The organism is Streptomyces sp. CNZ287, from assembly GCF_007827615.1.
On sequence record NZ_VISV01000002.1, the window covers coordinates 433,657 to 447,463 of the forward strand.

The 13,807-nt window shown below is 73.5% G+C and carries 15 protein-coding genes; 5 read left to right on the forward strand and 10 right to left on the reverse strand.

Going from position 1 to position 13,807, the window contains the following annotated elements; translation table 11 throughout:
* Positions 1-117 precede the first annotated feature (117 nt).
* The 4 genes from FB457_RS06075 to FB457_RS06090 all read right to left on the reverse strand — a co-directional run bounded on the left by FB457_RS06075 (position 118) and on the right by FB457_RS06090 (position 3,688).
* Complete coding sequence (locus tag FB457_RS06075; protein WP_047014528.1) at positions 118-1,110, reverse strand: N-acetylglucosamine kinase; 993 nt, start codon at positions 1,108-1,110, stop codon at positions 118-120.
* Between the two features lie 5 nt (positions 1,111-1,115).
* The gene (locus FB457_RS06080) at positions 1,116-1,802 is read right to left on the reverse strand and encodes a uracil-DNA glycosylase (protein ID WP_047014527.1); all 687 of its coding nucleotides are present in this window, start codon (positions 1,800-1,802) and stop codon (positions 1,116-1,118) included.
* Between the two features lie 43 nt (positions 1,803-1,845).
* Positions 1,846-2,928, reverse strand: coding sequence for a beta propeller repeat protein (locus FB457_RS06085; RefSeq protein ID WP_145781094.1), 1,083 nt, complete (start codon positions 2,926-2,928; stop codon positions 1,846-1,848).
* 106 nt (positions 2,929-3,034) lie between these two features.
* On the reverse strand, positions 3,035-3,688 hold the full coding sequence (locus tag FB457_RS06090; protein ID WP_145781096.1) for a DUF305 domain-containing protein: 654 nt from the start codon (positions 3,686-3,688) through the stop codon (positions 3,035-3,037).
* A gap of 175 nt (positions 3,689-3,863) precedes the next feature.
* On the opposite strand from FB457_RS06090, the gene FB457_RS06095 reads away from it, so the two are divergent.
* Complete coding sequence (locus FB457_RS06095; protein ID WP_078898126.1) at positions 3,864-5,342, forward strand: LVIVD repeat-containing protein; 1,479 nt, start codon at positions 3,864-3,866, stop codon at positions 5,340-5,342.
* A gap of 90 nt (positions 5,343-5,432) precedes the next feature.
* Here FB457_RS06095 and FB457_RS06100 read toward each other — a convergent pair whose 3' ends face one another.
* Positions 5,433-6,074 (reverse strand): TetR/AcrR family transcriptional regulator, encoded by a 642-nt coding sequence (locus tag FB457_RS06100; protein ID WP_047014524.1) that lies wholly within the window; start codon positions 6,072-6,074, stop codon positions 5,433-5,435.
* 294 nt (positions 6,075-6,368) lie between these two features.
* Between FB457_RS06100 and FB457_RS06105 the strand changes: the two genes are divergently transcribed.
* The 3 genes from FB457_RS06105 to FB457_RS06115 are packed head-to-tail and all read left to right on the forward strand — an operon-like array spanning position 6,369 to position 8,188.
* Positions 6,369-6,857, forward strand: a complete 489-nt coding sequence (locus FB457_RS06105) for a DUF402 domain-containing protein (RefSeq protein WP_145781098.1) — start codon at positions 6,369-6,371, stop codon at positions 6,855-6,857.
* 1 nt (position 6,858) lies between these two features.
* Positions 6,859-7,632 carry a nucleotidyltransferase domain-containing protein gene (locus FB457_RS06110; RefSeq protein ID WP_047014522.1) on the forward strand — a complete coding sequence of 258 codons (774 nt, stop codon included), beginning with the start codon at positions 6,859-6,861 and terminating at the stop codon, positions 7,630-7,632.
* Between the two features lie 58 nt (positions 7,633-7,690).
* A complete protein-coding gene (locus FB457_RS06115) occupies positions 7,691-8,188 on the forward strand; it encodes a hypothetical protein (protein ID WP_047014521.1) in 498 nt (165 codons plus the stop codon).
* Positions 8,189-8,220: 32 nt separating this feature from the next.
* On the opposite strand, the gene FB457_RS06120 is transcribed toward FB457_RS06115, so the two are convergent.
* The 5 genes from FB457_RS06120 to FB457_RS06140 form a co-directional block, all read right to left on the reverse strand.
* Entirely contained in the window at positions 8,221-8,919 is a 699-nt protein-coding gene (locus FB457_RS06120; protein WP_047014520.1) for an HAD family hydrolase, read from the reverse strand.
* A complete protein-coding gene (locus FB457_RS06125; RefSeq protein WP_047014519.1) occupies positions 8,916-9,605 on the reverse strand; it encodes a phosphatase PAP2 family protein in 690 nt (229 codons plus the stop codon). Before FB457_RS06125 ends, FB457_RS06120 begins: the two co-directional genes overlap by 4 nt.
* Positions 9,606-9,615: 10 nt before the next feature.
* Entirely contained in the window at positions 9,616-10,557 is a 942-nt protein-coding gene (locus FB457_RS06130; RefSeq protein WP_047014518.1) for a M56 family metallopeptidase, read from the reverse strand.
* A 72-nt stretch (positions 10,558-10,629) separates the two neighbouring features.
* Positions 10,630-11,190, reverse strand: a complete 561-nt coding sequence (locus FB457_RS06135) for a DUF5134 domain-containing protein (RefSeq protein ID WP_145781099.1) — start codon at positions 11,188-11,190, stop codon at positions 10,630-10,632.
* Positions 11,191-11,356: 166 nt separating this feature from the next.
* Complete coding sequence (locus tag FB457_RS06140; RefSeq protein WP_078898125.1) at positions 11,357-12,040, reverse strand: glycerophosphodiester phosphodiesterase; 684 nt, start codon at positions 12,038-12,040, stop codon at positions 11,357-11,359.
* A 324-nt stretch (positions 12,041-12,364) separates the two neighbouring features.
* Between FB457_RS06140 and FB457_RS06145 the strand changes: the two genes are divergently transcribed.
* On the forward strand, positions 12,365-13,774 hold the full coding sequence (locus FB457_RS06145) for a DUF6421 family protein (RefSeq protein WP_047014515.1): 1,410 nt from the start codon (positions 12,365-12,367) through the stop codon (positions 13,772-13,774).
* The last annotated feature ends 33 nt before the right edge of the window (positions 13,775-13,807 follow it).

Here is a 13,807-nt window from a genome sequence, read left to right on the forward strand (position 1 = left end):
CGGGCGTGACCGCGGGGGCACACCGGCGGACAGGCGGTGACCGCCCTCGTACGGACCGTCCCCGCGCCGTTACGTGCCGTCCCCGCGCCCGCGCCGCCCGCGGCCCGGAAAAGGGGTCTACCAGACGTCGAGCATGCCCCGCTCCACCGGCAGCAGCAGCTCGCCGGCCGCCAGCGCGGCGGCGATCCGCAGCGACCCCGCCAGCGGCGTCGCCGTCGCGGTCGACACCCGGGCGCGCGGCAGCCGCACCGCGAGTTCCGCGCGCAGCGGCGCGAGCAGCGGCTCCCCGATGCCGAAGAGCCCGCCCGTGAGCGCGACCGCGCTGCCGGGGTCCGCGGGGCAGACCGCGACGGCCGCGGCGGCGATGTGCTCGCCCGCCTCGGTGAGGATCCCGGCGGCGACCGGGTCGTGCGGCGCGCAGCGCGCGACCTCCGGCGCGAACGAGGCCAGCACCGCCGGGCGGTCGGGCCGCGGGTAGAGCAGACCCGGCATCTGCGTGCCGGTGCCGAACACCGTCTCCATCCGGGCCAGGAGCGCCGCGGAGCCCCCGCGGCGGCCGTCGAACGCCCGCATCGCCGCCTCCAGACCCGCCCGCCCGATCCACGCGCCGCCACCGCAGTCGCCGAGCAGGTGCCCCCAGCCGTCGGCCCGCCGCCATCCCGCGGCGTCGAGCCCGGTGCCGACCGCGATCATGCCGGTGCCGGCGGCGACGACGGCGCCGGGATGCTGCCCGATGGCGCCCGCGTACGCGGTGACCCCGTCGGCGGCGAGCGCCAGGTGCCGTGCGCCGAGGGCGTCCGCCAGGGCGTGCGGCAGCCGGGCGCGCAGATCGGCGCCGAGGGAGGCCATGCCGGCGGCGCCGACGCACACGGCCTCGAACGACTCGGCCCCCGCGGCGCCCCGCAGCCGGTGCGCGGCGGGCAGCAGCTTGCCGAGGAGGTCGTCGGCGTCGATCCCGTTGTCCCCGGTGGCGACGGGCCCCGCGGTCTCCACGGTCGCGTCGTCCTCCGCGGGGTCGCCGCCGTCCGCGGGGACGGCGGCCGCGGCGATGCGCAGCCCCGAGCCGCCGGAGTCGATGCCGAGCACCCATCGGGGCGTAGCGCTGGTCATGGCGGCTATCCGTTCGTCGGCAGCGTCCAGTCCACCGGCTCCGCACCCTGCTTCTGCAGCAGCTCGTTGGCCCGGCTGAAGGGGCGGGAGCCGAAGAAGCCGCGGTCGGCGGACATGGGGGAGGGGTGGGCGGACTCGATGGCGGGGTAGTCGCTGAGCATGGGGCGCAGGTTGCGCGCGTCGCGGCCCCACAGGATCGCCACCAGCGGCCGGCCGCGGGCGGCGAGCGCCTGAATGGCTTGCTCGGTGACCTGCTCCCAGCCCTTGCCGCGATGCGCGGCGGGGCGCCTGGGGGCGGTGGTGAGCGCCCTGTTGAGCAGCAGCACGCCCTGCGTGGTCCAGGGCGTGAGGTCGCCGTTGGCGGGGCGGGGGTGGCCCAGGTCGTTGTGCAGCTCGCGGAAGATGTTCTCCAGGCTGCCGGGCAGCGGGCGCACGTCCGGGGCGACGGAGAAGCTGAGGCCCACGGCGTGACCCGGGGTGGGGTACGGGTCCTGGCCGACGATGAGCACCCGCACGTCGTCGAACGGCTGCTGGAAGGCCCGTAGCACGTTCGGTCCCGCGGGCAGGTATGTTCGCCCCGCCGCGACCTCCGCGCGGAGGAAGTCGCCCATGGCGGCGATCTGTTGGGCGACCGGTTCCAGGGCCTTGGCCCAGCCGGCTTCGACGATGTCGGGGAGAGGACGTCCAGCCATGGCCGGTCACTCTACTGGCTCCACGGGCCCCACCCGCCACGTCTCAGACAGCCGCCGCCCGTACGCACAGCACGTCCGGCAGGTGCGCGGCGAGCTGCGTCCACCTCTCCCCTTCGTCGGCGCTGGCGAAGACCTCCCCGTTGCGGTTGCCGAAGTACACCCCCGCGGGGTCGGCGTCGTCGGTGCACAGCGCGTCCCGCAGCACCGTGCCGTAGTGGTCCTCCGCCGGCAGCCCCGCCGACAGCGGCTCCCAGGTCGCCCCGGCGTCCGACGTGCGGTAGACCCGGCAGCGGTTCCCGGCGGGCACCCGGTCGGCGTCGGCGGTGATGGGGAAGAGGTACGCGGTGTTCCCGCGCGAGGGGTGCGCGGCGACGGCGAAGCCGAAGTCCGACGGCAGTCCCGCGCCGATGTCGGTCCAGGTGGCCCCGGCGTCGTCGCTGCGGTAGACGCCCCAGTGGTTCTGCAGGTAGAGCCGGTCCGGGTCGACGGCGTCCCGCGCGACCTTGTGCACGCACTGGCCGAACTCCGGGAACCTCTCCGGCTGGAAGACGACCTGCACGCCGGAGTTCGACGGGGCCCAGCTCGCCCCGCCGTCCACCGTGCGGTACACCCCGCCGGCGGACACGGCGACCGTCACGGACCGGGCGTCCCGCGGATCGGTGACCACCGTGTGCACGGCGAGCCCGCCGCCGCCCGGCTCCCACTTCTCCCGCGTCGGGTGGTCCCACAGCGAGCGCATCAGCTCGAACGTCTCGCCGCCGTCCTGGGACCGGAAGAGGCCGCCGGGCTCCGTGCCCGCGTACACCACACCGGGGGCCTCGGCCCCTCCGGGCTGCAACTGCCAGACCCGCTCCAGCGAAGTGCCGGTGTCCTTCGGGTACTTCACCGGCTGCCGTCCGGGCTCCTCCCAGGTCGCGCCGAGGTCGTCGGAATGGAAGACCGACGGGCCCCAGTGGCTGCTGTCGCCTCCGGCGAGCACCCGGGGCGCCGCGCCGCGGGTGTCGATGCCCACCGAATAGATCGCCTGGGCCCTGAAGTGCGGCCCGTCCAGCTCCCACGCGCCGCCCCGGCGCCGTCCCAGGAACAGCCCCTTGCGCGTTCCGACCGCCAGCACCACGTCCTGCATAGGGTCCACCTCCGTGCGACCGTGCGACCTCGTCGTCGACTACGGGTCAGTCTGCACCCGGCCACTGACAACGCCCCCGGGACGCGCGGAACCGCAGGCCGGGGAGCTACGCCAGCTTCTCCATCCGGCCGATCTCGCTGAGCTGCTGCGCGATCACGCCGGTCGCCAACTGCTCGACGTACTCGTTGTTGCCCTTGCCGAGCACCTCCTCGGCCATCTCCACCGCGCCCTCGTGGTGGGCGATCATCAGCTTGAGGAACAGCGCGTCGAACTCCTCGCCGCGCGCCGCCCGCAGCCGGCCGAGGTCCGCCTCGCTCGCCATCCCGGGCATCGCCTCGTGCCCGCCCGCGTGCCCGCCGTCGTGGCCGTCCTCCCCGCCGCCCTGGTTCTCCTCAAGCCACGCCTCCATCACCGCGATCTCCGGCTGCTGCCCGGCGGCGATCCGCTCGGCGATCCCGCGCACGCCCTCGGCGCCCGCGCGCTTCTCGGCGAGGCCGGTCATCACGATCGCCTGCCCGTGGTGCTCGATCATGTCGCGCATGTACGTGGTGTCCGCCGTGTTGGGCCGGTCGTCGCCGCGCGCCTCTTCGACCTGGTCCGCGGGGATCCTGCTCGCCTCTTCCCCCGGCTTCCCGGGCGCGATGACGGACGCCTTGCCGCCGTCCCCGGCGTCGTCGGACGAGTCGCCCCCGGTGCAGCCGGCCAGCAGCAGGGCGGCGGTGAGCGGAACGACTGAGGCGAGCGCGCGTGGGTGCCGCAAGGTGACCTCCGTACAGGTGGTTCCGGCGAGTTGCCAGGTAGGTCTAGCACGAGCAGGTGCCGACAGGACCAAAAGTTTGCATGACAACTGTGTTTCCGTCTGTTGTGATGTACATGCTTGGCGAGATACTGCCTTGATTTCAACTGCCGTAGAGGCACCAGTGGGAGGGAATCACGTGACGTCGTTGCACAGATCACGTACGCGGCGCAGAGGTCTGGCCGCGGCCGCGGCCCTGATCGGGCTCGTGGGGTCGCTGCTGACCGCCGGCACCGCGGCCGCGGTGCCGGACCCGGGCGACGGGCCGAACGCCCCGAAGAAGCTCAGCAGCAGTGAACGTTCGCAGGCGCAGGAAGCCATCGAGCGCGGTGACGTGCCGGGCGTGGACGAGATCGACAACAGCGACAACATCGAGCACGTCGCCCACCTCGACAAGGGTGCCCTGCAGGGCACCAACTCGGACATCGCCTTCCAGGGCCGTTACGCCTTCGCGGGCAACTACGACGGCTTCGTCATCTATGACATCGCCGACCCGAAGAGCCCCGAGGTCGTCAGCGAGGTGCTCTGCCCCGGCTCGCAGAACGACGTGTCGGTCTCCGGCGACCTGCTGTTCCTGTCCACCGACTCGTCGCGCAGCGACGACTCCTGCAACAGCACCACCCAGCCCGCCACGGAGAAGGACTCCTGGGAGGGCATGAAGGTCTTCGACATCAGCGACAAGCGCAACCCCGAGTACGTCGCCGCCGTCGAGACCGCCTGCGGCTCGCACACCCACACGCTGGTGCCCGAGCGCAAGAACGTCTACCTCTACGTCTCCTCGTACTCGCCCAGCGCCACCTTCCCCGACTGCCAGCCGCCGCACGACGGCATCTCCATAGTCAAGGTGCCGCGGTCCGCTCCGGAGCGCTCGGAGGTCATCGACTTCCCGGTGCTGTTCCCCGACGGCGGCAACCCGGGCAGCCCCGGCAAGTCGGCCACCACCGGCTGCCACGACATCACCGCCTTCCCCAAGCTCGACCTCGCGGCCGGCGCCTGCATGGGCGACGGCATCCTGATGGACATCTCCGACCCGGCGGCGCCGGAAGTCATCGATCAGGTGAGTGACTACGAGAACTTCGCGTTCTGGCACTCGGCGACGTTCAGCAAGGACGGCCAGAAGGTCGTCTTCACCGACGAGCTGGGCGGCGGCGGCGCCGCGACCTGCAACGAGGAGATCGGCCCGAAGCAGGGCGCGAACGGGATCTACGACCTCAAGCAGCGCGGAACGAAGTCCGAACTCATCTTCCGCAGCTACTACAAGATCCCGCGGCACCAGGCGGACACCGAGAACTGCGTCGCGCACAACGGCTCGCTGGTCCCGGTGGCCGGCGGCCGCGACATCATGGTGCAGGCCTGGTACCAGGGCGGCGTCTCCGTGTGGGACTTCACCGACTCCCGCAACCCCAAGGAGATCGGTTACTTCGAGCGCGGCCCGCTCTCGGACACCTCCCTGGTCACCGGCGGTTCCTGGTCCGCGTACTACTACAACGGCTATGTCTACTCCAACGACATCGCCAAGGGCCTGGACGTCCTGAAGATCAACGACCGGCGCACGGACAGCGCGCGCTGGGTGCGGCTGCCCGAGCTGAACACGCAGACGCAGCCTGACTACCGCTGATCCGCGGGCGCCGCTGACCGGCACGTCGCGGGCCGGCTCCGGTCCGTGTTCCGTCGGGTCCGCGTACCCGGCGGTGGCCGCTTCCTGCGGCTACCGCCGGTGCGCGGCCCGCACCGGCGTCCCGTCGAAGGGCTGCACGCCTTCCGGCGGGACGCCGAGGTGCCAGTCCAGCCCGTAGCGCCGGAACAGCTCGCCGCGCAGCCGGTCGAGCGGCATCGGCACCCCCGGCAGCAGCAGCGCGAAGACCGCGCCCATGAGCTGGGCGCGCAGCATCGGGTACTCGGTGTCCGGGTGGGGCGAGCCCCAGCACGCCACGGTGTCGCGGAGCAGGACCGCGAGCTGTTGCTGCTCCGCGCACTGGATGAAGCCGTCCGCCTGCAGAATGCCCGCCATGTGGTGGCGCATGAGCACGGGGTGGTCCTGCGAGAGGCCCAGGATCGCGTCGATGGCCCGGGCCATCCGCTCCTGCCCGTCCTCCGTGTGGGACGGGCGCTCCAGGGCGGCCCCGAGCGTAAGATGCATCAGCCGGTGGACGGCCGACTGCACCAACTGGCGTTTGCCGGGAAAGTAGTACGAGACCAGACCGCGCGCGGAACCCGCGCGTTCCGCGATGTCTCCCAAGGTCGTGCCCTCGAAGCCCCGTTCGTCGACCAGCTCCACCGTGGCTTGCAGCAGACGCTCCCGGGAACGGCGTCGGAGTTCTTCATTGACTGCGGGCCTGCGGGGGGACATCCTGTAACTCCTGCCTTCACTGGCTGAGAGCCAGTATACTCGGCAAGGCTTCCGGTACTGAGGCGAGCACGCCCGGTGCCGGGAGGAGTGGTGGGCTCGGGCGATGCGGGGGATCGCCTGAGCCCACCATGCCTCGGCGCGGAAATTCTCTCGTTCCGCCGGGAACCCGGAGCCTCCGTCGGCCGTTTGACGGTGTGAGGCCCCGCGCTCCCCCGTCGCGGGGCCTCACCAATTGCCGCGGCCGGCCGGCCCGCCCAGGTACCGTGCCCGGGGGACGTGTACGGGAGGAAGGGCATGCTGACACCGGGCCGCGAGGTCGAGGTCACGCTGGTCAAGCAGCTCAGGCCGGGCCTGAGCTACCCCGCGGTCGTCATCCGCGACGACGGCAACCACGCGGTGGTGCGGGCCCCCTGGGCCGGCCCGAAGGAGCGCGACGCGGGGTACGTGCGGTTCGAGCAGGGCGACGTGTGGACCGAGCACTTCTGGCGCGACCGCTGGTATTCGGTCAAGGAGATCCAGGCCGCCGACGGCCGTATCAAGGGCTGGTACTGCGACGTGGCCAGGCCCGCCCGCGTCGAGGAGGGCCGGGTCACCGTGCACGACCTGGAGCTCGACCTCTGGCTCTCCGGCGACCGGCAGACGCTTCTCCGGCTCGACGAGGACGAGTTCGTCGCCAGCGGCCTGCCCGAGCGCGACCCCGGCACCGCCGCCCGCGCCCGCGCCGCGCTCGACGAGCTGGAGGAGCTGGCCCGCGCCGGCCTCGACGAGCTGCTGGCCGCCTGACATGCCCCCGCGCGACGCCGCCGGGCCGCTCCTCGACCGCTTCCTCGCCGCCCTGCGCGCCGCCGTGCCGCTGGAGGCGCTGTGGGCCCACGGCTCGCTCGCCCTCGGGGACTACCGCCCGTACCGCAGCGACCTCGACCTCATCGCCGTCGTCCGCCATGACGTCGGCGCCGACCCCGCCGCCCGCGGGCGGCTGGAGGCGCTGCACCGCAGGCTCCACCGCGAGGTGCCGCTCGCCGCCAAGCTGCACTGCTCGTACATGGCCCTGGACCGCCTCGCCGGCGCCGGCCTCGACCACCTCACCTGGGCCCACGCCGAGTTGTTCAGCCGCCCCGTCACCCCGGTCACCCGGCGCGAGCTGCACACCGGCGCGCTGGTGCTGCACGGTCCCGGTCCTTCCGAACTGCTCCCGCCGCTGCCGGACGCGGAGTTGACGGCGTTCATCCGCAAGGACCTCGCGGAGTACTGGCTGCCCGCCACCGCCTCGCGGCGGCGGTGGCTGCGCGACGTGTGGGTCGACCTCGGCCCGATCACCGTCGCCCGGGCCGGCGTCACCCTGCGCGAGGGCCGTCTGATCACCAAGGGCGAGGCCCTCGACGTCCTCGCCGCCACCGGCGCCCCCGCCGCCCTGGTCGACGACATCCGCGACCGCCGCTACGCGGAACACCCGGCCCGCACCGCCCCGCTCTGGCGGCTGCGCCGCGCCACCCTGGCCCGCGACTACGTCCGCTCCCGCATCCCCGTCACCCTCGTGGACCCCGGCACCGCTCCTTGACAGGAGGGCGTACGGAGTCCACTGTTCCGTGCACTTCCCCACCCCGAACGGGAGTCGCATGGCTGTCTACATCTGCTCGCTCATCGTCGACGAACCGCAGGTCATACCCGCCGACGGCGAGTACCACATCGTCCGCTTCCCCTACGGCGCCCGCGAGTCGTTCGACGCCCACGGCATGCACCAGGCGGCCCAGCCGGACGGCAAGCGGTCCTCCTACCCGGACCGCCGCTCCGGCCTGATCTGGCCGAGCCGGGAGGGCTGGGGGTCGCTGACCGCGATGGTGTACTGGGAGAAGGGCGACTACACCGAGGTCCGGGACAGGTTCGTCCGCGACCCCCTCGGCCTCGCCGGCGGCTACGACGCCACCGCGACCGAGGACCACGCCGGCACCCCCGGCGGCGAGTACCGCCACAAGCACCACGAGATCTTCGTCCGGCCGCGCACCCCGCTGGCGTTCCTCGTCCGCCACAACGGCGCGAGGAGTGCGCGCATCATCCACGCGCAGTTCAAGCTGGCCATCCACCCGGCCGCCGAGATGCCGGCCGCAGGAAGCTGAACCCCCCCCGCGGGCGGCGGCCGTACGCGCTCTCAGCCGGCGAGCCCCAGCACCGGCCCCAGCCCGTCCGGGCGTTCGGCGGCCGGCAGGTGGTCCACCGGGAGGTAGCCGCACCCCAGCGCCGTGGCGCCGCCGTCGGCGCGGCGGTCGTCGCCGACCATCAGCACGTCCTCCGGCGCCCGCCCGACCGCCTCGCACGCCACCCGGAACAGCCGTGCGTCCGGCTTCTGCACCCCGTGCTCGTAGGACAGCGTGTACGCGTCCACGTACGCGTCGAGCCCGTGCGCGCGGAACACCGGCCGCAGGTCCCAGCCGATGTTGCTCACCACCCCCACCCGCACCCGCCGCTCCCGCAGCCCGCGGAGCACGGCCGCCGCGTCGGGGTACGGGTCCCACGCCGCCGGCGCCATGTGCCGCTCGTACAGCGCCTCGTAGATCCCATCGGGCCACGGCAGCGGGACCAGCCGGGCCAGGCCCGTGTACGCGGCCCGGTGCCGCTCAGCGCTCCGGTCCCGGGTTCGCCACAGCTCCGCCAGCGACTCCGGTACGCGCTCGGGGAAACTGCCGCCCGGCAGCGCCCCCGCCCGCTCCAGCGCGGTGGCGTACCGCGCGATCGCGGCGTCGTCGGCCGTCACCCCTGAGGCGTCGAGTGCCGCGCGCAGCCAGCGCACCGAGGGCTCGATGCGGAAGAGCGTCCCGGAGAAGTCGAAGAGCACGGCCTTCGGGCTCATCCGCGCACCTCCGACCGCTCGGCGCGCGGGGACCGTGCCACCGCGCCGTACGCCACCGCCGTGATGGCCGCGATGGCCGCGCCCATCAGGGCGCCGCCGATCACGTCGCTCATCCAGTGCACCCCGAGCCACACCCGGGTGAAGCACACGCCCGCCACCGACACGGCCGCCGCCGTCCACGCGGCGTACCGCAGACCGGCCGGCACGCCGGGCATGCGGCTCAGCACCCACAGGAGCAGGCCGCAGACGAGCGCGACGGCCATCGCGTGTCCCGAGGGGAAGGCGGCGTGCGAGGCGGAGTCCACCGGGTGGGCCCACGTCGGCCGGTCCCGGCCGACCCCCGCCTTCAGGGCGTACTGCAGCACCCAGCCCACCGCGACCGCGCCGGCCAGCCACAGCGGCAGCAGCCGCGCGCCGCGCCACAGCAGCCAGAAGATCACGGCCAGCATCAGCAGCCGCATGGTCGCGGGGTCCCAGACCCAGTCGGTCATGATCCGGTTCGCCTTCGTCCAGCCGGAGTGGGAAAGGGCGGCGGAGTGCAGACGGTCGGCGACGCCGCGGTCGGCGTCCATCAGCGGCTGCCAGGTGGCGGCCACCAGCACCGTGAGCAGGACGCTCAGCAGCGTGAGGACGGCGGCGGTGAGGCGCAGGGCGGGGGAGGTGTGGCGAGGCACGGCGGCTGTCACGCCGCCGACCCTACGCGAGCGCGCTGAGGCCGGGGCCGAAAGCGACCAGCAGCGGTACGGCGGGTGCCGCCAGCGCGGCGACGGTCAGCCGCAGCCGGCGGGCCGGGGTGAACCGCGGTGCCGCCGCGAGCAGCCGGTCGACGCGCTGCGGGAGGTGGGCGTGGTGGCCGTGGCCGGGCCCGGGGCCGAACACGCCGCGTTCCTCGTTGAGTTCGACCAGCGCGGTGGCGAACGTCATCCGCCCGAAGCGGCGCGAGGCGACGTCGTCGGCGGCCAGTTCGCACAGCCGGTGCACCTCGTCGCGGAAGGCCCGGAAGACCGGGAAGCTCGGCACGCCCGCGAGCGCGCCCGCGCAGTGCCGGAGCCAGTGGTGGCGGGCCCGGCTGTGCCCCTGCTCGTGCGCGAGCACCGCGTCGAGCTGGCGCTTCTTCAGCCGGCGCAGCGCGGCGGTGGTGATGATGAGCTGGGCGGCCTGCCCGCCGGGCAGCCACCAGGCGTCCGGGCGCTCGCCCTCCAGCACCACCAGCCGCTCGGCACCGGCGTCCTCGCCGGGCAGCAGCGGCGCCCGGCGGCGCAGTTCCTCGCGGCGCCGGCGGCGCTGCACCCGTGCGGTACGGACCTCGCGTACGAACATCACGGCCGTCCACAGCCCGCCCGCCGCCAGCCCCACGGCGAGCACCGCGGCCCAGGTGGCGCCGGTGGCGTCGCCGTACGCGTCCCGCACCGCTGCGGGTGCCGGGGCGAAGACCCCGCTGTGCACCTGCGCCCAGGCCACGGCGGCGCTCAGCGACATGGCCAGCCCGCAGCACAGCAGCACGGCGGCCACGACGCACTGCCACACCCAGAGCGCGAGCACCGGCTCGCGATCGGCCCACGCGGCGCGGGTCAGCAGCCGGGGCGCGACCGCGGCGACGAGGACGGCGAAGGCGAGCAGCGTGAGCGGGATCACCATGTGATCAGCGTACGGAGCCGGGACGCCGGCCGGTACGTGTGTGCCCGTGAAGTGACGGACGACACCGGGGAGTCAGAGGGCGAGGAGCATCGCGACCATGCCCGCCCCCATGCAGACCCGGCACGCACCGGCCAGCTCGGGCCGGCCGGCCCACCCCCCGCCGCCCCCGGCCGCGACCGGCCCCCGCGGACCCCCTGCTCCCGCGGCGACCGGCCTCAGCCCCCCGTACAGCACATACAGCACGTAATACGCCAGCAGCCCGGCGGTGACGGCCGGCAGCCCGGCGGCGGCGCCGTGCCCGCCGTGGTCCGCCGCGCCCATGGCCACCGCCATGTACACCATCGCCAGCGCGCCGATCGCGTGGTGCAGGTGGTGCCCCGCGGCACGCAGCGGCAGCACGGCACGTACGAACGCGGCCCCGAAGACCGCCGCCAAGGCGCCCGCCGTCCAGGCCGCGGGCCCCGGCAGCCCCGCGGGCAGCGCCATCGCCGCCATCCCCAGTCCCATGAGCGCGTCCCCCGCGGCGCCGCGCCGCTCCTCGGCGGCGACGGCCCGCATCCGTAGCAGACACAGGCCGGCGACGCCCGCGCACAGCGCGGTCAGCAGCAGGCCGGCGAGCGGTGGTCCGTGCACCCGGGCCCCCTCGGACGACGACGGCGGCGGCCCCGCGGCCCGACTGCGGGGTCCGGGGGTGCCGACCCGGGGCGCAGGGAGCTTTGACGGAAGGCTGCCCTCGCGACTGCGCCCGCACGCGAGCGCACAGGCGCAAGGAGCGGGCGCAGGGGGAGCGCGCTGCGGCTCAGGCCGTGAAGCGCACCGAGTGCTTCATCCCGGGGAAGTCCGTCACGACGCCCTGCAGCCGGAGGCCGCGGGCGAGCTTCAGCTCCTCGGGGGTGTTGACCGTCCAGGCGATGACCTGCAGCCCGGCGTCGTGCGCGCGGTCGGCCAGCTCCAGCGTGAGCCGGCGGATGTTCAGCGACAGCATGACCGCGCCGACCTCGCGGGCGCGGTCGACCACCCCGACCCCGTAGTGGCTGGCGACCAGCACCCGCGGCACGTCGGGCAGGAGTTGCCGCATCTCCGCCAGCGCCTCGTCGTGGAACGAGAGCACCTCGACGCGGCCGGCGAGGTCGTGCGCGGTCATCGCGCCGGCGAGGGCCTTCGCCGCGGCGACGTCCTTGATCTCGACCTGGAGCCGGCCCTTCACCGCCTCGACCACCTCGTCGAAGGTCGGGACGCGCTCGCCCTGGCCGGCGTCCAGCTCGCGCAGTTCGGCGAGCGTGAAGTCGGCGATGGGGCCCTCGCCGTCCGTCGTGCGGTCCACGTCGGGGTCGTGCATGACGACCAGGTGGCCGTCCTTGCTCAGGTGCACGTCGAGTTCGATGGCGTCCATGCCCTCGCGATCCGCGCGGACGAAGGAGCGGATCGTGTTCTCCGGCTCGACGCCCATCAACCCGCGGTGACCGATGGTCAGAAATGACACTGCGCTCTCGCCCTCCGTCGGCGGTCCGTCACAGACTGGCGCAAAGCCTAGGCCAATTCGGGGAGATCGACACCGGTCGTGCGCGGGTCGGCACGGCGGGTCGGGGGCGGGGCCCTCCGGGCGTGGGCGGGCTGCCCCGTGCTGCCGCTCCGGTACCCCATAAGGCATGGAGACGGGAAAGACCAGGGGATGAACCTCTCTTCGCCGGAAGAATTCCGTTACGTACCCGTGATCTGTGCAAGGTTTCCCGGAGGCCCGCTTGAGGGAGGTCCCGGTGCAGGGATACGGTGGGGAAACGGGAAGTTCTTAACGTAGGAGTGGTCCATGACGGAAATCCTTGCGTCCGTAACCGCGGAAGGTGACGTTCTGTCCGCCGCGGACGGGCCGCGCGTAGTCGAGCACCCCGCCTGGGCGCGGCTCAAGGCGGCCGTCGAGGAGATCCGCCCCTGGCAGGCCAAGGACGGTTCGATCGACTTCGAGGCCGAGGGCGCCCCGGCGCGTCCCGCCGCCGAGGACGCGGTCGAGCGCGCCGCCGCCGCGGTACGGGAGCTGTCCCCGCTGGTGCCGCACGACGCCGCGTACCACGACGCGGTCGTGGCCGACCTGCGCCGGTGGGCCGCCGACGGGTTCGGCGTGCCCGACTTCCTGGACTCGGTGCTCGCCTTCCACCCCGCGGAGCACCGCGCCGACGGGCTGCAGCACCTCGTGGTCTTCCCCATGTACACCCAGAACGGCAACCCGGACCGCAACTTCGAGGCCGTCGTCATCCGCGTCGTCTGGCCCGGCTGGCTCGCCGAGCTGGAGCGCACCCGCTACGACAACCCCATGTTCCTCGGCATCACCTTCGAGGACTTCACCGCCGGGTACGACACGAACTCCGCCGTGCTCTTCCCCGAGACCATCGCCATGCGCGAGGTCCCCCCGCGCTTCACCTGGGGCGCCATCTTCTGCGACCGCGAGGCGGCCCGCTTCCGCCGTGTCAGCGCCGCCGCCGTCGAGGCCACGGGGCTGGAGCTGCCCGAGGAGGCCCGCGGCCTCCTCACCGACCAGGACCGCGCGCAGCAGACGTTCGTGCTCTGGGACATGGTCCACGACCGCACGCACAGCCACGGCGACCTGCCGTTCGACCCCTTCATGATCAAGCAGCGGCAGCCGTTCTGGATGTACGGCATAGAGGAGCTGCGCTGCGACCTCACCGCCTTCCACGAGGCCGGAAAGCTCGCCGCCGACGGCTTTCCGCAGGGCCGCGACGTGCAGTACACGGTGCTCATGGACCGGCTGTTCCGCTTCCCCGTCACCGGCGAGCGCAACCGCAACTACGACGGCCTCGGCGGCCAGCTCCTCTTCGCCTACCTGCACAAGCACGACGCGCTGCGCTGGACCGACAACCGGCTGTCCGTCGACTGGGACCTGGCCCGCGAGGTCACGGGACGGCTGCGCAACGAGATCGAGACGCTGTACCGCGAGGGCATCGACCGCCCGAAGCTGGTCCACTGGTTCAAGGCGTACGACCTGGTGTCCACCTACCTGGCCCCGCACCCCGGCTCCACCTGGGCCAAGGGCCCCGACGCCCTCGACCTGACGAAGCCGCCGCGGAAACTCGTGGACGACGTGCTGCCCGACGAGTTTCCCCTCAGCATGTTCTATGAGGCCCTTGCCAAGAAGCTGCGCAAGGTGATCGAGTCGACGCGGGGCATCACGGCCGAGACCGCGGAACTGGCGGACGCCGCGTGACGGACCCCGCGGTCGGCAGGGCAGCGGAGGAGG